A 25,271-nucleotide genomic window follows, 5' to 3' on the forward strand; every position below is an offset into this window, starting at 1 on the left:
ACATAGCACCGCGCTAGCCTGGACTTAGCAGCACTTGGGCCCGGACTTGCCGCCGTAACGCGCCTCCTGGCGTTCGCGGAAGAACTCCTCGTACGTCATGACCGGCTTGTCCGGGTGCTTGGTCTGCATGTGCTCGACGTAGTTGTCGTAGTCGGGCATGCCGACCATCAGGCGGGCTGCCTGCCCCAGGTATTTACCCAGTCGACCCAGGTCGTTGAACATCGCAGCAGTCCTCTCAAGCGTCAGGCAGGGCCTGGAACGGGGTTTCCTTGTCGGTGCGCTCTTTGCGGCCGAGGGCGGCGAAGCCGACCTTTACAGCGAAGAACAGCACGCTGAACACCACCACCAGGAACAGCACGGTCAGGCCGGCATTGGTGTAGGCGTTGAAGATCACGTGCTGCATCTGCCCGATGTCCTTGGCCGGGGCCAGTACCTGGCCGGCGTCCAGCGCGGCGCTGTACTTCTTGGCCAGGGCCAGGAAGCCCACTGCCGGGTTCGGATCGAACAGCTTGATCAGGCCGGCAGTGGTGGTGCAGATCAGCAGCCACACGGCCGGCAGCAGGGTGACCCAGACGTAGCGCTGACGCTTCATCTTGATCAGCACCACGGTGCCGAGCATCAGGGCGATACCCGCCAGCATCTGGTTGGAAATGCCGAACAGCGGCCACAGGGTATTGATGCCACCCAGCGGGTCGATCACGCCCTGGTACAGCAGGTAGCCCCACAGGGCCACGCAGCCGGCAGTACCGATCAGGTTGGCAGTCCACGATTCGGTGCGCTTGAGCGCCGGCACGAAGCTGCCCAGCAGGTCCTGCAGCATGAAGCGCCCGGCACGGGTGCCGGCGTCCACTGCGGTGAGGATGAACAGCGCCTCGAACAGGATCGCGAAGTGGTACCAGAAGGCCATGGTGTTTTCACCCGGCAGCACCTGGTGCAGGATCTGCGCGATACCCACAGCCAGGGTCGGCGCACCACCGGCACGAGCCAGCACGGTGTGCTCGCCAATGTCGCGGGCAGTGGCCTCGAGTTGCTCAGGGGTGATCAGGAAGCCCCAGCTGCTGACCGTCTGCGCCACCGACGCCACATCGGCACCGACCACCGCGGCCGGGCTGTTCATGGCGAAGTACACGCCTGGTTCGATCACCGAGGCGGCGACCATGGCCATGATGGCAACGAACGATTCCATCAGCATGCCGCCGTAGCCGATGTAGCGAGCGTTGGTTTCGTTGTCCAGCAGCTTCGGCGTGGTCCCCGAGGAGATCAGCGCGTGGAAGCCGGACACCGCACCACAGGCGATGGTGATGAACAGGAACGGGAACAGGGTGCCCTTCCACACCGGGCCAGTGCCGTCGGTGAACTGGGTCAGCGCCGGCATCTTCAGCTCGGGCGCGATGATCAGGATACCGATGGCCAGGCCGACGATGGTGCCGATCTTGAGGAAGGTCGACAGGTAGTCACGTGGCGCAAGTACCAGCCATACAGGCAGTACCGCGGCGACGAAACCGTAGCCCACCAGCATCCAGGTGATCTGCACACCGGTAAAGGTAAACGCCGGGCCCCAGGTCGGGTCTGCGGCAATCTGGCCCCCCAGCCAGATCGAAGCCAGCAGCAGCACCACGCCGATGACCGATATCTCACCGATATGGCCCGGACGGATGTAGCGCATGTAGATGCCCATGAACATCGCGATCGGGATGGTCGCCATCACCGTGAACATGCCCCAAGGGCTTTCGGCCAGGGCCTTGACCACGATCAATGCCAGCACCGCAAGGATGATGATCATGATCAGGAAGCAACCGAACAGCGCGATGGTGCCTGGAATGCGGCCCATCTCCTCGCGCACCATGTCGCCCAGCGAGCGGCCGTTGCGGCGGGTGGACAGGAACAGGACCATGAAGTCCTGCACCGCACCAGCCAGCACCACGCCGGCGATCAGCCACAGCGTACCGGGCAGGTAGCCCATCTGCGCGGCGAGTACCGGGCCGACCAAGGGGCCTGCGCCAGCGATGGCGGCGAAATGGTGACCGAAGAGGATGTGTTTGTTGGTCGGAACGTAGTCCAGGCCGTCGTTGTTGAGCACCGCCGGGGTGGCACGGCGAGGGTCGAGCTGCATCACCTTGGTGGCGATGAACAGGCTGTAGTAACGATAGGCGACCAGGTAGATGGCCACTGCCGCGACCACGATCCACAAGGCATTGATCGCCTCGCCGCGACGCAGGGCAACCACACCCAGCGCACAGGCTCCTATGACTGCCAGCGCCAGCCACGGAATGTGGCGTAGCAGGCTATTATTGTTGTTCATGGTTTGCTTCCAGCTGGTGGATTGGAAAAGACCGCCCATCGAGTCTAGGGCGAGTCATCGCGCATTGCCACACTTGCTTTGGTCTAGAGCCTCTGCGGCCAGATTGCGGTACCTGATGTACATACCACTCTAACTATAGTCAGGATGTCACCTGAAGACCTATGCGAGGATCTAACCCATGAGCGACCACGACGAACGCCGCCGTTTCCAGCGCATCGATTTCGACGCCCCCACCGAGCTGCGCCAGGGCCTGCGACGCTGGCCTGCGAAGCTGCTGGACCTTTCCCTCAAGGGTTTGCTGATCGAACGACCGGCCAATTGGGATGTCGACCTGACCCAGGACTTCGATGCCATCATTCACCTGGGCCCCGATGCACGCGTGCAGATGCAGGTTGAACTACGCCATGAGGAACCAGACCGCCTGGGTTTCATCTGCTTGTACATCGACCTCGATTCGATGAGCCATCTGCACCGTCTTGTGGAATTGAACGTGGCCGACAGCACCGAAATGATGCGTGAGCTGCGCGAACTGATCGAATAATGAAATCTCTTAGCTAGCTAATCGCTTCCCCACCTTTTGTTTCCTGTCTACCCAGACAGCTTTAAGCCTGGGTAGCAGCGCTTTGTACACACCCCTCTAGTACAGCCTCTGACAAGTTGGTACGCCTTCTGCATTGAGCTCTCGCACACCTTGCGGGCGCTCTTGTGCGCGCTCCGATCAAAATATTGTATACAATTCTTGTGGCAATCATTTGTAGGAAGTGTCTACAGTAGCACCACAACAATAAACAGAGAGCCTGCTCCATGACTACGTCCCCTAGCACGTCTCCCGCCAAGCGCCCCGAGGATGAAAACCTCGGCCTTGGTGCCAACCTGGCCTATGGTCTGCAGCATGTGCTGACCATGTACGGGGGGATCGTCGCGGTACCCCTGATCCTGGGGCAGGCCGCGGGCCTGAACGGTGCCGAAATCGGCATGCTGATCGCCGCTTCGCTGTTTGCCGGTGGCCTGGCCACCCTGCTGCAAACCCTCGGTCTGCCGTTCTTCGGCTGCCAGTTGCCGCTGGTGCAGGGCGTTTCGTTCGCCGGCGTGGCAACCATGGGTGCAATCCTCAGCAGCGAGGGCGGCGGTGGTCTGCCGGGCGTGCTCGGTGCGGTCATGGCAGCATCGCTGATCGGCTTTCTGATCACCCCGGTGTTCTCGCGCATCACCAAGTTCTTCCCGCCGCTGGTGACCGGCATCGTCATCACCACCATCGGCCTGACCCTGATGCCCGTGGCCGCTCGCTGGGTGATGGGTGGCAACAGCGCCTCGCCGGAATTCGGCAGCGTGGCCAACATCGGCCTGGCGGCCCTGACCTTCGCCATCGTGCTGCTGCTGAGCAAGCTGGGCAGCGCGGCGATTTCACGCCTGTCGATCCTGCTGGCCATGGTGGTCGGCACCCTGATCGCCTGGGCGCTGGGCATGGCCGACTTCAGCAAGGTCACAGAGGGCCCGATGTTCGCCTTCCCCACGCCGTTCCATTTCGGCATGCCGGAATTCCACATCGCCGCGATCCTGTCGATGTGCATCGTGATCATGGTGACCTTGGTGGAAACCTCGGCCGACATCCTCGCCGTGGGTGAGATCATCGACACCAAGGTCGACTCCAAACGCCTGGGCAATGGCCTGCGCGCCGACATGGCATCGAGCATCCTGGCGCCAATCTTCGGCTCGTTCACCCAGAGCGCGTTCGCCCAGAACGTCGGCCTGGTAGCCGTGACCGGGGTCAAGAGCCGCTACGTGGTGGCCACCGGTGGCTTGATCCTGGTGGTGCTCGGCCTGCTGCCGATCATGGGCCGGGTGATTGCCGCAGTCCCTACTCCGGTACTGGGTGGCGCGGGCATCGTGCTGTTTGGCACCGTGGCAGCCAGCGGTATCCGCACCTTGTCCAAGGTCAGCTACAAGAACAACGTCAACCTGATCATCGTCGCTGCCTCGCTGGGCTTCGGCATGATCCCGATTGCCGCACCGACCTTCTACCACCACTTCCCGAACTGGTTCGAGACCATCTTCCACTCGGGCATCAGCTCGGCGGCGATCATGGCCATCCTGCTGAACCTGATCTTCAACCACTTCACCGCCGGCAACTCGGACCAGCAGTCGGTGTTTGCCGCCGCGTACGAGCGCACCATCCAGTACTCGGACATTTCAGCGCTGCGTGATGGCGACTACTTCAAGGATGGCAAGCTGTTCGATGCCGAGGGTAATGAGGTGCCGATGCTGGAACTGGACGAGCATGGCAATGAAACGGTCAGGCGCAGTGCGGTTGCCGAGCATTGACCGCTGACTGAGCGGTGAGGTGGGGGGCCGATGCGCATCGTCGGCCCCTTTTTCATTTACCTGTACCGGCCTCTTCGCGGGCGCGCCCGCTCCCACAGGGACTGCACAAGTTTCGGAGACTGAGGTGATCCTGTGGGAGCGGGCGTACCCGCGAAGAGGCCGGTACAGGCGACAAACTATTCGAACAACGCATCCAGAGCCTGCTCCAGCCGGGTAACGGCAATCACCTGCAACCCGGCCGGAGCCTCTTTCGGGGCATTGCCCTTGGGCACGATGGCCCGCTTGAAACCATGCTTGGCGGCCTCCTTCAAACGCTCCTGACCACTGGGCACCGGCCGTACCTCGCCAGACAGGCCGATCTCGCCAAACACCAGCAGGCCATGGGCCAGGGGCCGGTTGCGCAGGCTGGACATCACCGCCGCCAGCAACGCCAGGTCAGAAGCGGTTTCCAGCACCTTCACCCCGCCCACCACGTTGAGGAACACGTCTTGGTCATGGGTGGGAATACCGCCGTGGCGGTGCAGCACTGCCAGCAACATGGCCAGGCGATTCTGGTCCAGGCCCAGGGTCACCCGGCGCGGGTTGGCCAGGTGGCTGTCGTCGACCAGCGCCTGCACCTCCACCAGCATCGGTCGGGTGCCCTCCCAGGTCGCCATCACCACGCTGCCCGGTACTTCCTCCTGGGTGCGGTTGAGGAAGATCGCCGAGGGGTTGGACACCTCCTTCAGGCCCCGGTCGGTCATGCCGAACACACCCAGCTCGTTGACCGCGCCAAAGCGGTTCTTGACTGCCCGCAGCAGGCGCAGGCGGCCATCGGACTCGCCCTCGAAATACAGCACGGTGTCGACCATGTGCTCGAGTACCCGCGGGCCGGCCAGCGAACCTTCCTTGGTCACATGGCCGACCAGGAAGATCGCCGTGCCGCTCTGCTTGGCGTAGCGCACCAGCAACGCCGTGCTTTCGCGCACCTGGGCCACGCCGCCGGGTGCCGATTGCAGCTGCTCGGTGAAAATGGTCTGGATCGAGTCGATCACCATGACCCGCGGTTTCTCGACGCGGGCCGTGGCGATGATGGTCTCGATGCAGGTTTCGGTCATCACCTTGAGCTGGTCCTGGGGCAGGCCCAGGCGCCGGGAGCGCATGGCCACCTGCTGCTGCGACTCCTCGCCGGTCACATACAGCGCCGGCATGCCCACGGCAATGTTGCACAAGGTCTGCAGCAGGATGGTCGATTTGCCGATGCCGGGGTCACCACCGATCAACACCACCGAGCCATCCACCAGGCCACCGCCCAGCACGCGGTCCAGTTCGGTGCTGCTGGTGGTGAAGCGCGGGATCTCCTCGACGCTGACTTCGGCCAGGGTCTTGATCTGCGCCTGCTGCCCGGTCCAGCCGGCACGGCCGGTACTGGGCGCAGCGGCACCGCCGCTTTCGATCATGGTCTCGACCAGGGTGTTCCAGGCCCCGCATTCGCCACACTGGCCGGCCCATTTGGGGAAGGTCGCACCGCACTCGGTGCAGCCATACAAGCGCTTGGCCTTGGCCATGGCTGGGGTCTCCTGGAAAAAAACCGCCATGATAGCCGAGCTGGACGTGCCTCGAACGCCTCGGGATGCGACAAAACTATTCGTTCTAACAGCAGTCTGTGGCCCTGAGCACAACGCATGAAGCGTTTGAGTGGCTTACACTGCGTAAACCTTACCTTTTGTTACAAGGAACCAAACATGGGCATGATCAGTGAATTCAAGGCCTTCGCGGTCAAAGGCAATGTCGTCGACATGGCGGTTGGTATCATCATCGGCGCGGCCTTCGGCAAGATCGTCTCGTCTTTCGTCGGTGACGTGGTCATGCCGCCATTGGGCCTGTTGATCGGTGGCGTGGACTTCAGCGACCTGGCAATTACCCTGAAGGCTGCCGAAGGTGACGTTCCGGCGGTGATGCTGGCGTATGGCAAGTTCATCCAGACCGTGATCGACTTCCTGATCGTGGCCTTTGCCATCTTCATGGGGGTGAAGGCGATCAACCAGCTCAAGCGTGAAGAGGCCGTGGCGCCGACTGCACCGCCTGTGCCAACTGCAGAAGAGACCTTGCTGACCGAGATTCGCGACCTTCTCAAGGCGCAGAACCAGAACCGCTTGCCTTGAGATTGCCGGGGGCTGCCTTGCAGCCCTATCGCGACACAAGGCCGCTCCTACAAGGTTTTTGCATCTCCCAGGAATCGCGGTTCCTGTAGGAGCGGCCTTGTGTCGCGATGGGCCGCAAAGCGGCCCCAACGGCCTTACCAGTAGTTTTCCACAGCCACCTGCCCCGGCCGCTTGCTCAGGCTCAATTGCAGGTCGCGCGCCTTCAGTACCTTGCGCGTCTCATCAATCATCTCCGGGTTGCCACACAGCATCACCCGCGAATGTTCCGGCGACAGTTCCAGCCCCGCCGCCTTCTCCAGCTCGCCATTCTCGATCAGCGTGGTAATCCGCTGGTTCAACGCCCCTGGGTGCTGTTCACGGGTCACCACCGGAATGAACTGCAACTTGCCGGCGAATTCGGACAGGTAATCGCGCTGCTCCAGCCCGGCAATCTCGTCCACATAGGCCAGCTCTTTCGCTTCGCGCACCGAGTACACAAGCTTGATGTTGTCGAAACGCTCCCAGGCCTCGAAGTCCTGCAGGATCGACATGAACGGCGCAATACCAGTACCGGTCGCCAGCAACCACAGGTCACGGCCACCAACGAAGCGGTCGAGGGTAAGGAAGCCGAAGGCCTGGCGGTCGATCAGCAGGGTATCGCCTGCCCCCAGCCGGCTCAGTTCGCTGGTGAACTCCCCGCCTGGCACCACGATGGAGAAAAAATCGAGGTGCTCGTCATGGGGCGCGCTGACCATGGAATAAGCGCGCCACACCACACTGCCATCAGCCTTGGTCACACCCAGGCGGGCAAACTGGCCGGAACGGAAGCGGAACCCCGCATCGCGCGTAACCCGCAGGCTGAAGAGGTTCGGCGTGAGTGGCTGAACATCGAGCAGGGTCTGGCGGGTGAACTTTTCGGCGCTAGCGGTCATATCGGGCTCCAGGTTTGGCGTACGCACAGTGTCGCGCAAAGTGACGCGGATAAAAACCACTGCTTTGTAGGGCCTCGTCTGCGGCGATCCTGCCCAAGTCGCATCGGATCCTGACCGCTATAACAAAAAAATCTCAGCACATTGGTAGGTCTTTTCCTACAATCATGCGGGCACCCAAACGGACTGGACCTGAGGCTCTAGGAGTATTTCAGATGCGCCACTGGAAACCCGAGTATCTTCGTGCGTTCGACGCCGAACGCTGCCCACAGAAGTTGTTCGGCATGGCCGTACATATGGTGCAGGATCTGGGCATGGAGTACCTGGGGTTGAACATTCGCATCCAGATCGCTACGCAAACACCCCACCTGTTCCTGTACAGCAACTACCCCCAAGAATGGATCGAGCGCTACCAGCGCGATGACCTGCACAAGCAGGACCCGGCTGCCGATTTGAGCCACAAATCCACCATGCCTGTGCTATGGACCGATGACCTGTATCGCGGGGCTCCGCTATTTCGTGAAGCTGCCTGCCAGAGCGGTTTGCGCCATGGCTGGACGCAGTCATTGCATGACCAGCAGCACAACGAAAGCCAGATAAGCGTGGCCAGGTCCACCAGGCCCATCAGTATTGTCGAACTCTACAGAAAGGCCGGCAATGTGCAGTGGTTGAGTCACAAACTGCATGAGGTGATCAGCGCACATCACCTCACTGCACTATGCCCGCCGCAGCCGAAACTGAGCGAGCGGGAGCTGGAAGTGCTGAAATGGTCGGCCGCCGGCAAGACCGCCGCCGAGTGCGCCTGCATCCTGTCACTGTCGCAAAGCACGGTGAACTTCCATATCCGCAGTGTCATCACCAAGACCAACGCCGCCAACAAGGCCGGCGCCATCGCCATCGCCGTCATGCGTGGCTGGATCTGACCTTCAAACCTGCGACCTTGGGCAAAGCCCTGTAGAATCGCCCGGCAAAGCCCGGGGCGAACCGCAACGGGCAGTTTCGTACCCGAGCCAGACGCCATGCCCCTGTTGACCACCCCCTACGCCGAACTCGACCTGATCCGCCAGCCGGAACAGGCCAACGACCCACTGCAGGCTTTCGATGCCGCCGACGAGTACCTGCTTGCGCAGCTGCACGAACAGGCCCCAGGGGCCGACTGCCGGGTGCTGGTGCTCAATGACAGCTTCGGCGCCCTGGCCGCCAGCCTGGCAGGCAAGCTGCAGGTGGTCAGCAGTGGCGATTCGCACCTGGCGCACCTGGCACTGGAAAAGAACCTGGCACGCAATGGCCTGCCGTTCGACAGCGTGCCGTTCGTGCCGGCCAGCGAACATTGGCAAGGCCCGTTCGACCGGGTACTGGTGCGCGTGCCCAAGACCCTGGCCCTGCTCGAAGAACAGCTGATCCGCCTGCAGGGCCACCTGGCACCCGGTGCGCAGGTGATTGCCGGGGCGATGATAAAGCACCTGCCACGGGCGGCCGGAGACCTGATGGAGAAGTACATCGGCCCGGTGCAAGCCTCGCTGGCGCAGAAAAAGGCCCGCTTGCTGACCGCGACGGTGGCCGAACGGCCGGTCGCCCGCTCGCCCTACCCTAGCCGCTACCGCCTCGACGCGCCGGCGCTGGAGCTGCTCAACCACGCCAACGTGTTCTGCCGGGAGGGGCTCGATATCGGCACGCGGGCGTTCCTGCCGCACCTGCCCCGCGAATTGGGCCGCGCGCGGGTGGCGGACCTGGGCTGCGGCAACGGCGTGCTGGCGATAGCCAGCGCCCTGGCCAACCCGGATGCCCAGTACACCCTGGTCGACGAGTCGTACATGGCGGTGCAATCGGCGCGGGAGAACTGGCAGGCCGCGCTGGGCGAGCGCCCGGCGGTGTTCGAGGCAGCCGATGGGTTGGCGGGGGTAGAGAAGCAGTCGCTGGACGTGGTGCTGTGCAACCCGCCGTTCCACCAGCAGCAGGTGGTGGGCGATTTCCTCGCCTGGCGCATGTTCCAGCAGGCGCGTGAGGCGTTGGTGGTGGGCGGGGCGCTGTATATCGTGGGTAACCGGCACCTGGGCTATCACAGCAAGCTGGCGCGGTTGTTCCGGGGGGTGGAACAGGTGGCGGCAACGCCCAAGTTCGTTATCCTGAAAGCCCGCAAGTAAGCCTGTACCGGCCCTATCACCGGCAAGCCAGCTCTCATGGAACAACACATGACTCATTGGTTCGGCGAGGTTCTGTAGGAGCAGCCTTGTGCTGCGAAGAGGCCGGTACTGACAAAGCCTGTCTGTTGCTTGTACCGGCCTCTTCGCAGCACAAGGCTGCTCCTACAAAGGCCGCGTCAAACGAGCGATATTTGTTCTCTGCGCGACAGCGCAGCCCAAAAGGGCTGGGTAATCTCCCACAGGTACTGCACTGCATTCAAGGACAGTGACTTACCTGTGGGAGCTGGCTTGCCGGCGATAGGGCCAGAGCAGGCTTACCTCAATGGGTGGTCAGCCCCGCAGCCCCCATGAACAGGCGCATCACGTAGGCCGCCACGCCCAGGGCCGCCACGCTCATCGCCCAGATCAGCAGCAGCCAGCCCAACCGCTGCCACAGGGGTTTCTTCTCCTCCAAGCCAGGCTTGCCGGTCATCATGCAGCCCTCCTAGTGATAGCCGTCTTCATGGGTCACCTTGCCGCGGAACACGTAGTAGCTCCAGAAGGTATACATGAGGATGAACGGCAGGATGAACAGTGTGCCCACCAGCATGAAGCCCTGGCTCTGCGGTGGCGCCGCGGCATCCCAGATCGAGATCGATGGCGGGATGATGTTCGGCCACAGACTGATGCCCAGGCCGCTGTAGCCGAGGAAGATCAGCACCAACGTCAGCAGGAACGGCGTGTAGTGCGCATTGCGCGCCACCGCCTTGAGCAACCCGTAGAAGGTTACCAGCACCAGGATCGGCACTGGCATGAACCAGACCAGATTAGGCATGCTGAACCAGCGCTCGGCGATCTGCGGGTAGGCGATCGGTGTCCACAGGCTGACAATGCCGATCACCACCAGCAGCACCAGCGCCAGCGGCCGGGCAATGTCGTGCATCTTCTGCTGCAGCGCCCCTTCGGTCTTCATGATCAGCCAAGTGCAGCCCAGCAGGGTGTAGGCAACGATCAGCCCCAGGCCACAGAACAGGCTGAACGGGGTCAGCCAGTCAAGGGTGCCACCGGCGAAATGCCGGTCGACCACCTTGAAACCCTCGAGGAATGCACCCAGCGCCACGCCCTGGAAGAAGGTGGCGATCAACGAGCCCCAGATGAACGCCTTGTCCCAGATGTGGCGCTTGTCGGCCTTGGCCTTGAAGCGGAACTCGAAGGCCACGCCGCGGAAGATCAGACCGATCAGCATCAGGATCAATGGCAGGTACAGGGCCTCCAGCACCACCGAGTAAGCCATCGGGAACGCCCCGAACAGCCCGGCACCGCCCAGCACCAGCCAGGTCTCGTTACCATCCCAAACGGGGGCGACGGTGTTCATCATCACATCACGGTCATGCTCGCCCTTGACGAACGGGAAGAGCATGCCGATCCCCAGGTCGAAACCATCCATCACCACGTACATCATGACGCCGAAGATAATGATCACGGCCCAGATCAGCGGAAGGTCGATACCCATGGCTCAGTTCCCCTTGCTCAGGCTGGCGGAGTTGGCCTCTCGGCCATCATCGGCGGCGGACAGCGGTCGCGCCGGCGTGCGTTTGGTGCCAGGGCCACCAGGGTTGTGCTCGTCTCCCTCACCGGTCCGCGGCCCTTTGCGCACCAGGCGCATCATGTAGCCAAGGCCGGTGCCGAACAGGGCGAAGTACACGACCACGAAGGCCACCAGGGTGAAGCCGAGCTGGGCGTAGCTATGGTTGGACACACCGTCTGCGGTGCGCATCAGGCCATACACCACCCAAGGCTGGCGGCCGATTTCGGTGGTGAACCAGCCGGCCAGCAGCGCGATCAACCCGGAAGGGCCCATCCACAGGGCCACGTACAGGAACGGCCGCGAGGTGTAAAGCGTGCCGCGCTTGCGCAGCCAGAGGCTCCACAGGCCGACGAAGATCATCAGGAAACCCAGCCCGACCATGATCCGGAACGACCAGAAGACGATGGTCGAGTTGGGCCGGTCTTCGGGCGGAAACTCCTTCATCGCCGGCACCTGCTTGTCCAGGCTGTGGGTCAGGATCAGGCTGCCGAGTGCCGGGATCTCGAGCTTGAAGCGGGTGGTTTCGGCCTGCATGTCGGGGATGCCGAACAAGATCAGCGGGGTCGGCTCGCCGGGCACGTTCTCCCAGTGGCCTTCGATCGCGGCAATTTTCACCGGCTGGTGCTTGAGAGTGTTCAGGCCATGGAAGTCACCGATCACCGCCTGGATCGGGGCGACGATCAGCGCCATCCACATGGCCATCGACAGCATCTTGCGCACGGCCGGGTTGTCACGCCCGCGCAGCAGGTGCCAGGCCGCCGAGGCACCGACGAAGAACGCGGTGGAAACGAACGCGGCAGTGGCCATGTGCATCAGGCGGTAGGGGAACGAGGGGTTGAATACCACTGCCAGCCAGTCCACCGGCACAACCCGGCCGTCGATGATCTCGTGACCTTGCGGGGTCTGCATCCAACTGTTGGAGGCGAGGATCCAGAAGGTCGAGACCAAGGTGCCGAGCGCCACCATCACCGTGGAGAAGAAGTGCAGGCCACGGCCGACACGGTTCCAGCCAAACAGCATGACCCCCAGGAAGCCAGCCTCGAGGAAGAACGCGGTCAATACCTCGTAGGTGAGCAGCGGGCCGGTGATAGCGCCGGCGAAGTCGGAGAAACGACTCCAGTTGGTACCGAACTGGTAGGCCATGACCAGGCCGGAGACCACCCCCATGCCGAAGTTGACGGCGAAGATTTTCGACCAGAAGTGATAGAGGTCACGGTAGACCTGGTTATTGGTCCGCAGCCAGAGGCCTTCGAGGACTGCCAGGTAGCTCGCCAGGCCAATGGTGATGGCCGGGAACAGGATATGGAACGACACGGTAAAGGCAAACTGCATTCGGGCGAGCTCTAAGGCCTCTATTCCGAACATGGTGCTTCCTCTTCAGATAATCCGGCGTCCGGGCCGCTGGCCCCGTCGCCCACTGCCCCCACGGTAGTCGAGTGCGGCGCGTTGGAATTGTTCTGTTCGATCGCAGGGATTTCGGCCCAAGGGCCCGATCGTTACATCTGGAACGATTGACCCAGATCAACGATTGCTAGGAAGCATAGTCCTGAATGGCCCGCCGGGCCGTGTGGTTGATTGCCGCGTGACCGGTTGCCCCACCCCCTTTCATGAGACGAGAAAAAGTGCCGTCCCCGGCAAACAGTAACTGTTTGTTACAAACAGATGATACGCTGCGCCCCCCTCTACTGCGCCGAGGCCCCTGGTTTCCGATGTCCGATTCCGCACCGCAGTTGTTGCGTCACCACCGCCCTTTCCTGGCCTTCTGGCTGGCCCGCGTGTTCACCGCCAGCGGCTTCCAGATGCTCACCGTGGCCATTGGCTGGCACCTCTACCAGCTGACCGGCAATGTGCTGGACCTGGGCCTGGTCGGCCTGGTCGAATTCGCCCCACGGGTGCTGTTCATGCTGCACACCGGGCATGTCGCCGACCGCTATGACCGGCGCAAGGTCGCTGCGCTGTGCCAGAGCCTGCAGGGGCTGATAGCCCTGGCATTGGCGCTGGGCAGTGCCACCGACAACGTTACCCGCGAGCTGATCTTTGCTCTTGCCTTCCTGCTCGGTGCCACGCGTTCGTTCGAAATGCCGGCGACCCAGGCGCTGCTGCCCAACGTGGTACCAGCCGGGCTCTTCCCACGCGCGGTGGCGGCTTCGGCATCGGCCACCCAATCGGCAACCATCGTGGCGCCGGCGGTAGGCGGCTTCCTGTATGCCTTCGGCAGCATCTGGGTATACGGCCCCACCGTGGCCCTTTACGCCATCGCCTGCGTGCTGACCCTGAGCCTGCAGGCACGCGGCCAGGTGGCACAGCGCGGGCGCGCCAGCATCGAATCGTTGCTGGCCGGCATCCGCTTCATCCGCAGCCGGCCCGACATCCTCGGCGCCATCTCGCTGGACCTGTTCGCCGTACTGCTGGGTGGGGCCACCGCGCTGCTGCCCGTGTTCGCCAAGGACATCCTGCTGACCGGCCCGCTGGGCCTCGGCCTGCTGCGCTCTGCGCCAGCGGTGGGGGCGTTGCTGATGTCGCTGTGGCTGGCGCGCTTCCCGTTCGAGCGCAACGTGGGGCGGACCATGTTCACGGCAGTGGGCGTGTTCGGCGTGGCGACCATTGCCTTCGGCCTGTCTACCTCGTTCTGGTTCTCGCTGGCAGTGCTGGTGGTGCTGGGCGCGGCGGACATGATCAGCATGGTCATCCGCGGCGCTTTGGTGCAATTGGAGACGCCGGATGAAATGCGCGGGCGGGTGAGTGCGGTGAACGGCTTGTTCATTGGTGCCTCGAATCAGCTCGGCGAGTTCGAATCGGGGGTGACCGCGCACTGGTTTGGCACAGTGCCGGCGGTGGTGCTGGGTGGGGTGGGCACTTTGGTGGTGACTGGGGTGTGGATAAAGCTGTTCCCGACACTGGCCAAGCGAGATCGATTGCATAACGGTTGATCGTAGGCCTGTTCTGGCCCTATCGCCGGCAAGCCAGCTCCCACAGGTACACCACAGTTTCCGAACCCTGTGCAGTACTTGTGGGAGCTGGCTTGCCGGCGATAGGGCCGGTACAGGCTATAGAGAACCCATTCCCCAACGGCCATAGGCCCCCGCCGAGCATGCTGGTATGATGCGCGGCTTTTTTCCGCCCCACACAAAACCACGGCAACCGGTACGGTCTGTGCTTTGCTGATGGGGTCGATATATTCATGGCGCCGGGGGCGCCTTGGGGAGCGGGCATGCTGGAAAGGCTGTTTCAACTAAAAGCACACAACACCAATGTGCGCACCGAGATTCTCGCGGGCGTCACCACCTTCCTGGCCATGGCCTACATCCTGTTCGTCAACCCGAGCATCCTCGGCGAGACCGGCATGGACAAGGGCGCGATCTTCGTCGCCACCTGCCTGGCCGCGGCCATCGGCTCGGTGACCATGGGCCTGATCGCCAACTACCCGATCGCCCTGGCGCCGGGCATGGGCCTGAACGCGTTCTTCACCTACACCGTGGTCCTGCACATGGGCCACACCTGGCAGGTGGCACTGGGTGCGGTGTTCCTGTCGGCGGTGATGTTCTTCCTGCTGTCGATCTTCCGCATCCGCGAATGGATCGTGAACAGCATCCCGCTGCCGCTGCGTTCGGCCATTGCCGCGGGTATCGGCCTGTTCCTGGCACTGATCGCCCTGCATAACGCAGGCATCGTCGTCGATAACCCAGCCACCCTGGTGGGCCTGGGCGACCTCAAGCAGCCGGCACCGATCCTCGCCACCCTGGGCTTCTTCCTGATCGTCGGCCTTGAGTCGCTGAAAGTGCGCGGTGCCGTGCTGATCGGCATTCTCGCCGTAACCATCGCCTCGATCCTGATGGGCGTGACGCCCTTCGGCGGCGTGGTCTCCATGCCGCCTTCGCTGGCCCCGACCTTCCTGCAACTGGACATCGCCGGCGCGCTGGACGTGGGCCTGGTCAGCGTGATCTTCGCCTTCCTGTTCGTCGACCTGTTCGACAACTCCGGCACCCTGATCGGTGTGGCCAAGCGCGCCGGGCTGATGGGCAAGGACGGCCACATGCCGAAAATGGGCCGTGCCCTGATCGCCGACAGTACCGCCGCCATGGCCGGTTCCCTGCTGGGCACCTCGACCACTACCAGCTACATCGAATCCGCAGCGGGCGTGAGCGCCGGTGGCCGCACCGGCCTGACCGCCATCGTGGTCGCCGTGCTGTTCCTGCTGGCGCTGTTCTTCGCCCCGCTGGCCGGTAGCGTGCCGGCCTTCGCCACCGCCCCGGCGCTGCTGTTCGTCGCGGTGCTGATGGCCTCGGGCCTGGCGGAAATAAACTGGGACGACGTCACCGAAGCCGCACCGGTGGTAGTGACCGCCCTGGCCATGCCGCTGACCTACTCGATCGCCAACGGCATCGCCTTCGGCTTCATTTCCTGGACCGCCGTCAAGCTGATCTCCGGCCGCCACCGCGACCTGAACCCGGCCCTGGTGATCCTTTCCATCCTGTTCGTCATCAAGCTGGGCTGGTTCAACGCATGAGTGCTGCTTTCGACCCCTCCTCCTACACCACCCAGCTGGACGCCAAGGTGGCCCGGCTGCGCGAGCTGCTGGCGCCGTTCGGCGCGCCGGAGCCGGCTGTTTTCGACTCGCCGCGCGAGCATTACCGCCTGCGCGCCGAATTCCGCCTGTGGCGCGAGGATGGCCAGCGCCACTACGCCATGTTCGCCCCGGGCGAGAAGCACAAGGCGATCCTGATCGAGGACTTCCCTATCGCCAGCCAGCGCATCAATGCACTGATGCCGCGCCTGAAGGCGGCCTGGCAGGCCAGCGAGGAGCTGGGCAACCGCCTGTTCCAGGTGGAGTTCCTCACCACCCTGGCTGGCGATGCCATGGTCACCCTGTGCTACCACCGCCCGCTGGACGAGGCGTGGGAAACGGCCGCACGGCAGCTGGCCGAAGACCTGGGCGTCAGCATTATCGGCCGCTCCAAGGGCAAACGCCTGGTCATCGGCCGAGACTACGCGGTGGAAAAACTCGAAGTCGCTGGCCGTGTGTTCAGCTACCGCCAGCCGGAAGGCGCGTTCACCCAGCCCAACGGCGCGGTGAACCAGAAGATGCTGAGCTGGGCCTTCGAGGCCATGGGCGAACGCAAGGACGACCTTCTGGAGCTTTACTGCGGCAACGGCAACTTCACCCTGCCGCTGGCCACCCGCGTGCGCCAGGTGCTGGCCACGGAAATCAGCAAGACCTCGGTCAATGCCGCGCTGAGCAACCTCGACGAGAACGCTGTAGATAACGTGCGGCTGGTGCGCCTGTCGGCAGAAGAGCTGACCCAGGCGCTGAATGAGGTGCGGCCGTTCCGCCGGCTGGAAGGCATCGACCTTAAGAGCTACGAGTTCGGTACGGTGTTCGTCGACCCGCCGCGGGCGGGGATGGACCCGGATACCTGCGAGCTGACCCGGCGTTTCGAGCGGATCCTGTACATCTCGTGCAACCCGGAGACGCTGGCGGCGAACATTGCCCAGCTGCAGGACACTCACCGCATCGAGCGGTGTGCGTTGTTTGACCAGTTCCCGTATACCCACCATATGGAGAGTGGGGTTTTGCTGGTTCGGCGCTGACCTTCGGATCGCCGGGGCTGCTTTGCAGCCCATCGCGACACAAGGCCGCTCCTACAGGAGGAACGCGATTCCCTGTAGGAGCGGCCTTGTGTCGCGATGGGCCGCAAAGCGGCCCCCGAGGTCCAACTCAGAAGTCGAAGAACACCGTCTCCCCTTCCCCCTGAATACGGATATCGAAGCGATATGCCGTCTTCCCGTCCACCTCGCAACGCTTGGCCACCAGGGTCTCGCGCCGCTGCGGCTGCTCGATCAGGTTGAGCACCGGGCACTTGGCATTGGCCTCGGCCTCGTCATCGAAATACAGCCGCGTGTGCAGGTGGATGTTGATCCCCCGGGCAAACAGGCTGATGTTGATGTGCGGCGCCATCGGCACGCCCGCAGCGTTGTTCACCACACCCGGCTTGACCGTGTGCAGGGTCCATTCACCTGCATCGAAGGTGGTGGCAGTGCGGCCAAAGCTGTTGAAGGCGTTTTCCAGGTTGTAGGCATCCTGGTACTCGCCGTTGGCATCGGCTTGCCACACTTCCAGGAACGAATCGCGCACCAGGTGGCCGTTACCGTCATACACCTGGCCGATCAGCAGGATGTGCTCGCCCGGCGCGTCCGGCTTGGCCAGGCGGTTCCAGATTTCCTGGTCGCGGGTCGGGTTGCCGGCCGCTTCCAGGGCCAGGCCGATGTGTACGTAGGGGCCGGCGGTCTGCGAAGGGGTTTCCGGCAGCAGTTCGATTGGCATGGCGGGGTCCTCAGCAGTTTTCGAAGTGGGTCTTGCGCTGGCCGCGCAGCACGATGTCGAAGCGGTAGGCCAGGCAGTCCATCGGGTTGGCGTTGCTCATGTCGAGCTTGGCGATCAACTGCTGCACGGCTTGCGGGTTGGCGATCGACTTGACGATCGGGCACATCGGGATCAGCGGGTCACCCTCGAAGTACAGCTGGGTAATCAGCTTGGTGGCGATCGACGGGCCGCTGATGGCGAAGTGGATGTGCGCCGGGCGCCAGTCGTTCGGGCCGTTGCGCCATGGGTACGGGCCCGGCTTGATGGTGCGGAAGCTGTAGTAGCCATCACGGTCGGTCAGGCAGCGGCCGACGCCACCGAAGTTCGGGTCCAGCGGCGCCAGGTAGCGGTCGTTCTTGTGACGGTAGCGGCCGCCGGCGTTGGCTTGCCACATTTCCACCAGGGTGTTCGGCACAGGCTTGCCGTACTGGTCGACGACACGGCCGGCAACGATGATGCGCTCGCCGATCGGCAAGCCGCCGTTGTTGAAGTTCAGCAGCAGGTCATGGTCATGGGCGCCGAAGCCCAGGTGGGAAAAGTCCGGGCCGGTAGTTTCGCTGATCGACTGCGGGATGCTGACCAGTGCCTGGCGTGGCGAACGGGCAATGGACGTCTTGTAGTCAGGCGTAAGAGCTTTCGGGTGCCAGTTGCGATCACGGATCACGAAGCGGCTGTTGTCCTGGGCGGGCATGCCGGTTTCCTCTCTTGGAATTATGGAAATGCGCGGGGGGATTATTTGAAACCCTGTCGCGGGCAAGCCCGCTCCCACATGCAGTTTCAGGCAGGTAGCGCGCAATGAATATTGAAATCAGCAACATCAAACATAACCATTTGGTTATGCATAAGCACCTTGGCCTGACACTCGCCGCTGTCGTGGACTAATCTTTGTCTTCTTGTTTCACGCTCCGGAGAGTATTCATGGATTGGCGAAAAGGTCGACGCAGCGACAATGTGGTCGATGCCCGAGGCGAAGGTGGTGGCGGCGGCATGCGTTTCGGCGGCGGCAAGGGGCTGGGGCTTGGTGCGGTGCTGCTGATTGTCGGCATCGGCTGGCTCACCGGCCAGGACCCGTTGCAGATTCTTGGCCAGCTCGCCGGCCAGATGGAGCAACAACAACAGCAGGCACCGAGCAGCGCGGGCGGCAAGGCGCCGCCGGCCAACGACCAGCAGGCCGAGTTCGTCGCCTCGATCCTGGGCGATACCGAAGACACCTGGAAAGCCCTGTTCGCCGAGGGCGGCAAGCAGTACCGCGACCCCAAGCTGGTGCTGTTCAGCGGCCAGGTCAATTCGGCCTGTGGCTTTGCCTCGGCGGCGGTGGGGCCGTTCTACTGCCCGGCAGACCAACGGGTCTACCTGGACATGTCGTTCTTCCGCGAAATGGAAACCCGCTTCGCCGCCGCCGGCGACTTTGCCCAGGCCTACGTGATCGCCCACGAAATCGGCCATCACGTGCAGACCCTGCTGGGCGTGTCGGCCAAGGTCGATGCCGCGCGCCGCAGCGGCCAGCGCATGGAAGGCGACAATGGCCTGCTGGTGCGTCAGGAACTGCAGGCCGACTGCCTGGCCGGTGTATGGGCCTACCAGGCGCAGAAGCGCCTGAACTGGCTGGAGCCGGGCGACGTCGAAGAGGCCCTGAACGCGGCCAATGCCATCGGCGATGACCGCCTGCAGCAGCAAGGCCGCGGGCGCGTGGTACCAGACTCGTTCACCCACGGCACCTCAGCGCAACGGGTGCGCTGGTTCAAGACCGGGTTTGCCGAGGGTGAGGTGAACCGCTGCGATACCTTCAGCGCGCGCAACCTTTGAATAGCTTCCAAAACCGACGCGATCCCTGTAGGAGCGGCTTTAGCCGCGAACACCGGCAAAGCCGGTGCCATCCACCGCGAAGGGCTGCAAGGCAGCCCCAATCAAGCCAGTTACAAATCTGCTGAAAAAGCGTTTCAGCTTCCTCCATCACTGCCGATAACCCCTGCACGAATCAGCGGGCATCCAGAACAACAACGCCTGGCGATCGAAGATCAAGCGAGCGAAAACAACTTCTGGAGAGCGTGCATGAACAGCTGGTTCGCCAACATCAGCGTCAACCTCAAACTCGGCCTGGGCTTCGGCCTAGTACTGATCCTCACCGGCCTGCTGGCCCTGACCGGCTGGACCAGCCTGGGCAGCCTGATTGACCGCAGCAACTGGATGGGCGATATCGGCCAGCTCAACAAGGACCTGACCGACCTGCGCATTGCGCGCCTGCAGTACATGATCGCCAACGGTGACGATGCTGCCGCCGCCAACACCCAGACCAAGCTTGACGCCTTCAGCAAGCAACAGGCCTACCTGGCCAGCACCTTCAAGAGCCCGGAAAACATCAAGCTGCTGGGTGAACTGGGCGAGACCATCAGCGCCTACAAGGTGTCGCTGAACAAGATGCGCCAGGGCTACGATGCCACCCGCACCGCGCGCACGGCCATGGACGGCTCGGCCAGCCGTGCCGACCAGGCCATGGACGCCCTCAGCCAGGAAGTCATGGCGCGCCCCGAAGCCGACAGCGTGCGCCTGGCCCAGTACCAGCTGATCAGCAAGGCCCGCCAGCAACTGCTGCAGGTGCGCATCGACGTACGCGGCTACATTGCCGAAAACAGCGCTGCCAACGAGCAGGCAGCCCTGCGCCAGCTGGACACCGCCCTGGCCGAAATCGACAACCTCAAGCGCCAGCTGCCGGCCGAAGACACGCGCCTGCGACAGTTCGAAGGCTCGGTGCTGGCCTACCGTGAAGCCGTGCGTCAATTCCGCGATGCGGTCGCCAACATCACCACTGCGCGCGCCGAGATGACCGTTCAGGGTGCCGACATCGTCAAGCGCAGCGACGCTCTGTACCAGATCCAGCTGCAGCGCCGCGACATGGAAAGTACCCAGGCCCGCAGCCTGCAGGCCATCGCCACGCTGCTGGCGCTGCTGGTCGGCGTGCTGGCGGCAGTGCTGATCACCCGGCAGATCACCCGCCCGCTGCGCGACACCATGGTGGCAGTGGAAAAGATCGCCAGCGGCGACCTCACCCAGCATCTGCGCGTCACCCGCCGCGACGAACTGGGCGTGCTGCAACAAGGCATCGCCCGCATGGGCACCACCTTGCGCGAGCTGATCAGCGGCATCCGCGACGGCGTCACCCAGATCGCCAGCGCTGCCGAGGAACTGTCGGCGGTGACCGAGCAGACCAGCGCCGGCGCCAACAGCCAGAAGGTCGAGACCGACCAAGTGGCCACCGCCATGCACGAAATGGCCGCTACCGTTCAGGAAGTGGCGCGCAATGCCGAACAGGCCTCGCATGCCGCCACCGGTGCAGATGACGAAGCCCGTGCCGGCGACCGCGTGGTGGGCGAAGCAATTGGCCAGATCGAACGCCTGGCCGAGGACATGCACCGCTCCACCGAAGCCATGAACTTGCTGCAGCAGGAAAGCCAGAAGATCGGCAGCGTGATGGACGTGATCAAGTCGGTGGCCGAACAGACCAACCTGCTGGCGCTGAACGCAGCGATCGAGGCGGCGCGTGCCGGCGAGGCCGGCCGTGGTTTTGCCGTGGTCGCCGATGAAGTGCGCGGCCTGGCCCAGCGCACACAGAAATCCACCGAAGAGATCGAAGAACTGATCGCCAGCCTGCAGCATGGGACCCAGCAAGTGGCTACGGCCATGCACGGCAGCCGTACCCTGACCGACAGCAGCGTCGAGCTGGCGCGCAAGGCCGGGGCTTCGCTGGAGAGCATCACCAGCACGGTGTCGAGCATCCAGTCGATGAACCAGCAGATTGCCGCGGCGGCGGAGCAGCAGAGTGCGGTGGCGGAGGAGATCAGCCGCAGCATCCTGAATGTGCGCGATGTGTCGGAGCAGACGGCGGCTGCCAGTGACGAGACGGCGGCGTCCAGCGTGGAGTTGGCGCGGTTGGGTGGGCAGTTGCAGACGTTGGTCAGCCAGTTCCGCGTCTGACCTGAAGACCCCGGGGGCCGCTTTGCGGCCCATCGCCGGCAAGCCAGGCTCCCACAGGAATAGCACAAGCCTCGGGGCTGCGCCGTACCTGTGGGAGCTGGCTTGCCGGCGATAGGGCCGGCACTGACGACCGCTTACTTGACGATCATCCCCACCCCACGCCCACGCGGATCCGAAGCGGTCTCCAGCTTCGTCCCATCAACCCGGATCGCCTGGATATCCCCCATCTCCCAGCCCTGGTCCTCCAGCACATAGCCCATCTTCTTCAGTTCATCAGCCACCGGCCCGGTCAGCGGCGCATAGCTGTCGAAGTAGATGGTGTCCTTGGGCAGCAACTGATGGTGCACGCGCTGCGCCGCCACCGCCTTGTCCAGCGGCATGTCGTAGTCGTACAGGTTGTTCATCACCTGGAAGATCGAGGTGAAGATCCGCGAGCCACCCGGAGTGCCGATGACCAGCTCGACCTTGCCATCGCGGGTCATCAGGCTGGGGCTCATGGACGACAGCATGCGCTTGCCCGGGGCGATAGCATTGGCATCGCCACCTATTACACCAAAGGCGTTCGCCGCCCCCGGCTTGGCGCTGAAATCGTCCATCTCGTCGTTGAGCAGGAAGCCGGCGCCTTTCACCACCACACCACTGCCGTAGTCGAGGTTGAGGGTGTAGGTGTTGCTGACCGCATTGCCCTGCTTGTCGACGATCGAGAAGTGCGTGGTCTGGTGCGGTTCCAGGCCCGGCTTGACCTTGTCGGTATCGGAAATGGCCTTCGGGTTGACCTGCGCGGCGCGCTTGGCCAGGTAGTCCTTGGCCACCAGCTGATCCACCGGCACTTTGGTGAAGGCCGGGTCGCCAAGGTAGTCGGCGCGGTCGGCGAACACGCGCTTCTCGATCTCGGCCAACAGGTGAATGTACTGCGCCGAGTTGTGCGCCACACCCTTGAAGTCCGCCGCGCGGTTTTCCTTGATACCCAGCAGCTGGGCCAGGGCGACACCACCGGAGCTAGGCGGTGGTGCGGTATACACCACGTTGCCACGCCAGCTCACGGCCATCGGCTCACGCCATACGGCTTTGTAGTCCTTGAGGTCCTGTTTGGTGATCAGGCCCTTGTCGGACTGCATCTGCGCCACCAGCAGGTCTGCAGTCTTGCCCTGGTAGAACTCGCTCACGCCCTTGTCGGCGATGCGCTCCAGGGTCTGGGCCATTTCCGGTTGCTTGAACAGCTCGCCGACCTTCATGTTGCCGAAGTAGTCGTTGAAATTGGTCGCGGTCTTGAACATGCCCTGGGCGTCGTTGCGGTACTGGTACTGCTTGGCCGCAACCTTGAAGCCGTTTTTCGCATAGCCGATGGCCGGGGTCAGCAGTTCGCTCCAGGGCAGCTTGCCGAACTTCTGATGCGCCTCCCACAAACCCATCACCGTGCCCGGAACGCCAGCAGCACGTGCCCCGACCAGGCTGAGGTTTTCGATGACCTCACCCTTTTCGTCCAGGTACATGTTGCGCGTGGCGGCCTGGGGCGCGACTTCGCGGTAGTCGAGGAAGTAAGGTTTGCCGTCGACGAACAGGGTCATGAACCCGCCACCACCGATGTTGCCGGCCTCGGGATAAGTCACCGCCAGGGTGAAAGCCGTGGCCACTGCCGCATCCACCGCGTTGCCGCCTTTCTTGAGGATGTCGGCGGCCACCTGTGCACCATATTGATCGGGCGCGGCCACCGCGCCGCCCTCAAGGTTGGCGGCATGAACCGAGGAACAGCTCAGGATCGCGGCTGCGAGAGCCAGGTACTGGAACGGAGCAATACGCATGACACTTCCTTGGTGTTGTTTTTGTTGAGCAGTCAGTAAGGCCGAAGCGCTTCGACTGTGCAATCAATCGCAGGAAAGTTCGCCGCCTGTGGACAGGATCTGTCGCGTTCAGGCAACTCAGCTGGCGTACATCGCCAACTTGCGCTGGATGAAATCGAGGAAGCACTGGATACGCAGCGCCAGCTGGGTGTTGCGGTAGTACACCGCATGGATCGGCTGGCGATAGCCGTTGTTGGCTTCGCTCAGCAGCACTTGCAGGCGCCCGGCGCGAATGTCCTCGTGGGTCATGAAGTGCGACAGGCTGACGATGCCCTCGCCGGCCAGCGCCAATTGGCGCAAGGTCTCGCCGCTGGAGGCGATCAGCGACGGGCGAATGCTCCAGCGGTCCCCCTGGGCATGGCGCAGTGGCCAATGGTTGAGCGATTCGGGCTGGCTGAAGCCGAGCAGGCAGTGGTTGGCCAGGTCCTCGACCCGCTGCGGCGTGCCGTGTTGCTCGAGGTAGGCCGGGCTGGCCAGCACCTGTACCGGGCTGCATCCCAGGCTGCGTGCGTGCAGGCTGGAGTCGGCCAGTTCACCGATGCGGATCGCCACATCGGTGCTTTGCTCCAGCAGGTCGATGATCAAGTCGTCGGTATTGAGTTCCAGTTCGATACCAGGGTATTGGCGGCGGAACTCGCCGATCCACGGCAGGATGGCATGCAGCATGAACGGCGCGGCGGCGTTGATGCGCAGGCGCCCGGTAGGGGTCTGGCGGTTCATCGACAGTCGCTCTTCCATCTCGTCCATCTGTTCCAGGATCAACCGCGCGCGCTCGAGGAAGAAGCGGCCCTCCTCGGTCAGGTCCATGCGCCGGGTGGTGCGGTTGACCAGCGTGGTACCCAGCTTGCCTTCAAGGCGCGACAGGGTACGGCTGACGGCAGACGGGGTCTGGCCCATCTGCTCGGCAGCAGCGGAAATCGAGCCGCAGTCGATGACGGTGACGAATACCTGGAGCTCTTCGGATCGGGTTTTCACATCTGCGCCTGCGGTTGGTCTCTGCCGGAATAGATAGCCGCTTGTCTAGGCCAAGTCCAGCACAGAAAAACCTTACTGTGCCTTGCCAAACACCTTGTCCAGATGCGCCTCATAGGCTGCCAAAGCAGCCGGCACATCAGGCCGCTTCATCACATCCACCGCCAGGAAAGTCGGCAACCCGGTCATGCCGAGGAACTGGTTGGCCTTGTGGAATGGGAAGTACACCGCATCCACCCCCTTGCCCTCGAAGAAATCGCTAGGGTCGTCGAATGCCTGCTGCGGTGCATTCCAGGTCAGCGAAAGCATGTACTGCTTGCCGTGCACCAGGCCACCACTGCCGTACTTCTGCGAGTGGTCCGCACGGGTACGGCCGTCGTTGGCATACAAGCTACCGTGGCCGGCGGTGAACACCTCGTCGATGTACTTTTTAACGGTCCATGGCGCACCCATCCACCAGCCGGGCATCTGGTAGATGACCACATCGGCCCAGAGGAACTTCTCCACCTCTTCCTGGGCATCATAGCCACCGTCGATGAAGGTCTGGCGTACATCGAAACCGGCCCGGTCCAGGTGAGCGATGGCCGCTTCGTGCAAGGTCGTGTTCAGACGGCCGTCGGAGTGGGCGAACTGTTTACCACCGTTGAGCAAAAGGATCTTCTTCATGCGGGCCTCGCGGAAAAAATTCAGGCCGGCAGGTTAGGGGCTCGCGGGCGCGGGATACAGTAATGCAGCGGC

The 25,271-nt window shown here is 63.2% G+C and carries 22 protein-coding genes and 1 pseudogene; 11 read left to right on the top strand and 12 right to left on the bottom strand.

The window, feature by feature from the left end; translation table 11 throughout:
* Positions 1 to 24: 24 nt before the first annotated feature.
* The gene (locus tag GYA95_RS19205) at positions 25 to 222 is read right to left on the bottom strand and encodes a YbdD/YjiX family protein (RefSeq protein ID WP_013974210.1); all 198 of its coding nucleotides are present in this window, start codon (positions 220 to 222) and stop codon (positions 25 to 27) included.
* A 13-nt stretch (positions 223 to 235) separates the two neighbouring features.
* Positions 236 to 2,302, bottom strand: a complete 2,067-nt coding sequence (locus GYA95_RS19210; RefSeq protein WP_015271794.1) for a carbon starvation CstA family protein — start codon at positions 2,300 to 2,302, stop codon at positions 236 to 238.
* Between the two features lie 178 nt (positions 2,303 to 2,480).
* Here GYA95_RS19210 and GYA95_RS19215 point away from each other — a divergent pair, with 178 nt between their 5' ends.
* The gene (locus GYA95_RS19215; RefSeq protein ID WP_013974212.1) at positions 2,481 to 2,843 is read left to right on the top strand and encodes a PilZ domain-containing protein; all 363 of its coding nucleotides are present in this window, start codon (positions 2,481 to 2,483) and stop codon (positions 2,841 to 2,843) included.
* 263 nt (positions 2,844 to 3,106) lie between these two features.
* The gene (locus GYA95_RS19220; protein WP_013974213.1) at positions 3,107 to 4,624 is read left to right on the top strand and encodes a nucleobase:cation symporter-2 family protein; all 1,518 of its coding nucleotides are present in this window, start codon (positions 3,107 to 3,109) and stop codon (positions 4,622 to 4,624) included.
* A 176-nt stretch (positions 4,625 to 4,800) separates the two neighbouring features.
* Here the strand turns inward: GYA95_RS19220 and radA are convergent, their stop codons facing one another.
* Positions 4,801 to 6,171: a DNA repair protein RadA gene (gene radA / locus GYA95_RS19225; protein ID WP_015271795.1), complete on the bottom strand. Its 1,371-nt coding sequence runs from the start codon at positions 6,169 to 6,171 to the stop codon at positions 4,801 to 4,803.
* Between the two features lie 177 nt (positions 6,172 to 6,348).
* On the opposite strand from radA, the gene mscL reads away from it, so the two are divergent.
* Positions 6,349 to 6,768 carry a large-conductance mechanosensitive channel protein MscL gene (gene mscL / locus GYA95_RS19230; RefSeq protein WP_015271796.1) on the top strand — a complete coding sequence of 140 codons (420 nt, stop codon included), beginning with the start codon at positions 6,349 to 6,351 and terminating at the stop codon, positions 6,766 to 6,768.
* 134 nt (positions 6,769 to 6,902) lie between these two features.
* On the opposite strand, the gene GYA95_RS19235 is transcribed toward mscL, so the two are convergent.
* Positions 6,903 to 7,679: a ferredoxin--NADP reductase gene (locus tag GYA95_RS19235; RefSeq protein ID WP_015271797.1), complete on the bottom strand. Its 777-nt coding sequence runs from the start codon at positions 7,677 to 7,679 to the stop codon at positions 6,903 to 6,905.
* Positions 7,680 to 7,891: 212 nt separating this feature from the next.
* Here GYA95_RS19235 and GYA95_RS19240 point away from each other — a divergent pair, with 212 nt between their 5' ends.
* Positions 7,892 to 8,599, top strand: a complete 708-nt coding sequence (locus tag GYA95_RS19240; protein ID WP_015271798.1) for an autoinducer binding domain-containing protein — start codon at positions 7,892 to 7,894, stop codon at positions 8,597 to 8,599.
* A 96-nt stretch (positions 8,600 to 8,695) separates the two neighbouring features.
* On the top strand, positions 8,696 to 9,820 hold the full coding sequence (locus GYA95_RS19245; RefSeq protein ID WP_015271799.1) for a methyltransferase: 1,125 nt from the start codon (positions 8,696 to 8,698) through the stop codon (positions 9,818 to 9,820).
* 319 nt (positions 9,821 to 10,139) lie between these two features.
* Here GYA95_RS19245 and GYA95_RS19250 read toward each other — a convergent pair whose 3' ends face one another.
* The 3 genes from GYA95_RS19250 to GYA95_RS19260 are packed head-to-tail and all read right to left on the bottom strand — an operon-like array spanning position 10,140 to position 12,752.
* Positions 10,140 to 10,295 carry a DUF2474 domain-containing protein gene (locus GYA95_RS19250; RefSeq protein WP_013974218.1) on the bottom strand — a complete coding sequence of 52 codons (156 nt, stop codon included), beginning with the start codon at positions 10,293 to 10,295 and terminating at the stop codon, positions 10,140 to 10,142.
* A gap of 9 nt (positions 10,296 to 10,304) precedes the next feature.
* Entirely contained in the window at positions 10,305 to 11,312 is a 1,008-nt protein-coding gene (gene cydB, locus GYA95_RS19255; protein WP_015271800.1) for a cytochrome d ubiquinol oxidase subunit II, read from the bottom strand.
* 3 nt (positions 11,313 to 11,315) lie between these two features.
* Positions 11,316 to 12,752: a cytochrome ubiquinol oxidase subunit I gene (locus GYA95_RS19260; protein WP_015271801.1), complete on the bottom strand. Its 1,437-nt coding sequence runs from the start codon at positions 12,750 to 12,752 to the stop codon at positions 11,316 to 11,318.
* Positions 12,753 to 13,096: 344 nt separating this feature from the next.
* On the opposite strand from GYA95_RS19260, the gene GYA95_RS19265 reads away from it, so the two are divergent.
* From GYA95_RS19265 to trmA, 3 genes are all read left to right on the top strand, one after another.
* Positions 13,097 to 14,317, top strand: coding sequence for an MFS transporter (locus GYA95_RS19265; protein WP_015271802.1), 1,221 nt, complete (start codon positions 13,097 to 13,099; stop codon positions 14,315 to 14,317).
* 281 nt (positions 14,318 to 14,598) lie between these two features.
* Positions 14,599 to 15,894, top strand: a complete 1,296-nt coding sequence (locus tag GYA95_RS19270; RefSeq protein WP_015271803.1) for an NCS2 family permease — start codon at positions 14,599 to 14,601, stop codon at positions 15,892 to 15,894.
* The gene (trmA, locus tag GYA95_RS19275; RefSeq protein WP_015271804.1) at positions 15,891 to 16,976 is read left to right on the top strand and encodes a tRNA (uridine(54)-C5)-methyltransferase TrmA; all 1,086 of its coding nucleotides are present in this window, start codon (positions 15,891 to 15,893) and stop codon (positions 16,974 to 16,976) included. Before GYA95_RS19270 ends, trmA begins: the two co-directional genes overlap by 4 nt.
* A gap of 127 nt (positions 16,977 to 17,103) precedes the next feature.
* Here the strand turns inward: trmA and pcaG are convergent, their stop codons facing one another.
* Positions 17,104 to 17,709 (bottom strand): protocatechuate 3,4-dioxygenase subunit alpha, encoded by a 606-nt coding sequence (gene pcaG / locus GYA95_RS19280; RefSeq protein WP_015271805.1) that lies wholly within the window; start codon positions 17,707 to 17,709, stop codon positions 17,104 to 17,106.
* A 10-nt stretch (positions 17,710 to 17,719) separates the two neighbouring features.
* Complete coding sequence (pcaH, locus tag GYA95_RS19285) at positions 17,720 to 18,439, bottom strand: protocatechuate 3,4-dioxygenase subunit beta (protein ID WP_003251597.1); 720 nt, start codon at positions 18,437 to 18,439, stop codon at positions 17,720 to 17,722.
* A 227-nt stretch (positions 18,440 to 18,666) separates the two neighbouring features.
* Here pcaH and ypfJ point away from each other — a divergent pair, with 227 nt between their 5' ends.
* From ypfJ to GYA95_RS28455, 3 genes and pseudogenes are all read left to right on the top strand, one after another.
* The gene (gene ypfJ, locus GYA95_RS19290; RefSeq protein WP_015271806.1) at positions 18,667 to 19,554 is read left to right on the top strand and encodes a KPN_02809 family neutral zinc metallopeptidase; all 888 of its coding nucleotides are present in this window, start codon (positions 18,667 to 18,669) and stop codon (positions 19,552 to 19,554) included.
* Between the two features lie 381 nt (positions 19,555 to 19,935).
* A pseudogene (locus tag GYA95_RS28450) lies at positions 19,936 to 20,865 on the top strand (methyl-accepting chemotaxis protein); the annotation flags it as partial.
* The gene (locus tag GYA95_RS28455) at positions 20,857 to 21,720 is read left to right on the top strand and encodes a methyl-accepting chemotaxis protein (protein WP_408003946.1); all 864 of its coding nucleotides are present in this window, start codon (positions 20,857 to 20,859) and stop codon (positions 21,718 to 21,720) included. The pseudogene GYA95_RS28450 and the gene GYA95_RS28455, both read left to right, overlap by 9 nt.
* A 134-nt stretch (positions 21,721 to 21,854) precedes the next feature.
* On the opposite strand, the gene ggt is transcribed toward GYA95_RS28455, so the two are convergent.
* The 3 genes from ggt to GYA95_RS19310 form a co-directional block, all read right to left on the bottom strand.
* Complete coding sequence (gene ggt / locus GYA95_RS19300; RefSeq protein ID WP_015271808.1) at positions 21,855 to 23,522, bottom strand: gamma-glutamyltransferase; 1,668 nt, start codon at positions 23,520 to 23,522, stop codon at positions 21,855 to 21,857.
* Positions 23,523 to 23,639: 117 nt separating this feature from the next.
* Positions 23,640 to 24,536, bottom strand: coding sequence for a LysR family transcriptional regulator (locus tag GYA95_RS19305; RefSeq protein WP_015271809.1), 897 nt, complete (start codon positions 24,534 to 24,536; stop codon positions 23,640 to 23,642).
* Between the two features lie 72 nt (positions 24,537 to 24,608).
* The gene (locus tag GYA95_RS19310; RefSeq protein ID WP_015271810.1) at positions 24,609 to 25,199 is read right to left on the bottom strand and encodes an NAD(P)H-dependent oxidoreductase; all 591 of its coding nucleotides are present in this window, start codon (positions 25,197 to 25,199) and stop codon (positions 24,609 to 24,611) included.
* Positions 25,200 to 25,271 lie beyond the last annotated feature (72 nt).

Source organism: Pseudomonas asiatica (assembly GCF_009932335.1).
Taxonomy (GTDB): Bacteria; Pseudomonadota; Gammaproteobacteria; order Pseudomonadales; family Pseudomonadaceae; genus Aquipseudomonas; species Aquipseudomonas asiatica.

What these genes read in the sequence shown, in the direction of transcription:
- GYA95_RS19205 (WP_013974210.1), bottom strand. Translation starts at nt 222, where the DNA reads ATGTTCAACGACCTGGGTCGACTGGGTAAATACCTGGGGCAGGCAGCC.
- GYA95_RS19210 (WP_015271794.1), bottom strand. Translation starts at nt 2,302, where the DNA reads ATGAACAACAATAATAGCCTGCTACGCCACATTCCGTGGCTGGCGCTG.
- GYA95_RS19215 (WP_013974212.1), top strand. Translation starts at nt 2,481, where the DNA reads ATGAGCGACCACGACGAACGCCGCCGTTTCCAGCGCATCGATTTCGAC.
- GYA95_RS19220 (WP_013974213.1), top strand. Translation starts at nt 3,107, where the DNA reads ATGACTACGTCCCCTAGCACGTCTCCCGCCAAGCGCCCCGAGGATGAA.
- radA (WP_015271795.1), bottom strand. Translation starts at nt 6,171, where the DNA reads ATGGCCAAGGCCAAGCGCTTGTATGGCTGCACCGAGTGCGGTGCGACC.
- mscL (WP_015271796.1), top strand. Translation starts at nt 6,349, where the DNA reads ATGGGCATGATCAGTGAATTCAAGGCCTTCGCGGTCAAAGGCAATGTC.
- GYA95_RS19235 (WP_015271797.1), bottom strand. Translation starts at nt 7,679, where the DNA reads ATGACCGCTAGCGCCGAAAAGTTCACCCGCCAGACCCTGCTCGATGTT.
- GYA95_RS19240 (WP_015271798.1), top strand. Translation starts at nt 7,892, where the DNA reads ATGCGCCACTGGAAACCCGAGTATCTTCGTGCGTTCGACGCCGAACGC.
- GYA95_RS19245 (WP_015271799.1), top strand. Translation starts at nt 8,696, where the DNA reads ATGCCCCTGTTGACCACCCCCTACGCCGAACTCGACCTGATCCGCCAG.
- GYA95_RS19250 (WP_013974218.1), bottom strand. Translation starts at nt 10,295, where the DNA reads ATGATGACCGGCAAGCCTGGCTTGGAGGAGAAGAAACCCCTGTGGCAG.
- cydB (WP_015271800.1), bottom strand. Translation starts at nt 11,312, where the DNA reads ATGGGTATCGACCTTCCGCTGATCTGGGCCGTGATCATTATCTTCGGC.
- GYA95_RS19260 (WP_015271801.1), bottom strand. Translation starts at nt 12,752, where the DNA reads ATGTTCGGAATAGAGGCCTTAGAGCTCGCCCGAATGCAGTTTGCCTTT.
- GYA95_RS19265 (WP_015271802.1), top strand. Translation starts at nt 13,097, where the DNA reads ATGTCCGATTCCGCACCGCAGTTGTTGCGTCACCACCGCCCTTTCCTG.
- GYA95_RS19270 (WP_015271803.1), top strand. Translation starts at nt 14,599, where the DNA reads ATGCTGGAAAGGCTGTTTCAACTAAAAGCACACAACACCAATGTGCGC.
- trmA (WP_015271804.1), top strand. Translation starts at nt 15,891, where the DNA reads ATGAGTGCTGCTTTCGACCCCTCCTCCTACACCACCCAGCTGGACGCC.
- pcaG (WP_015271805.1), bottom strand. Translation starts at nt 17,709, where the DNA reads ATGCCAATCGAACTGCTGCCGGAAACCCCTTCGCAGACCGCCGGCCCC.
- pcaH (WP_003251597.1), bottom strand. Translation starts at nt 18,439, where the DNA reads ATGCCCGCCCAGGACAACAGCCGCTTCGTGATCCGTGATCGCAACTGG.
- ypfJ (WP_015271806.1), top strand. Translation starts at nt 18,667, where the DNA reads ATGGATTGGCGAAAAGGTCGACGCAGCGACAATGTGGTCGATGCCCGA.
- GYA95_RS28455 (WP_408003946.1), top strand. Translation starts at nt 20,857, where the DNA reads ATGGGCACCACCTTGCGCGAGCTGATCAGCGGCATCCGCGACGGCGTC.
- ggt (WP_015271808.1), bottom strand. Translation starts at nt 23,522, where the DNA reads ATGCGTATTGCTCCGTTCCAGTACCTGGCTCTCGCAGCCGCGATCCTG.
- GYA95_RS19310 (WP_015271810.1), bottom strand. Translation starts at nt 25,199, where the DNA reads ATGAAGAAGATCCTTTTGCTCAACGGTGGTAAACAGTTCGCCCACTCC.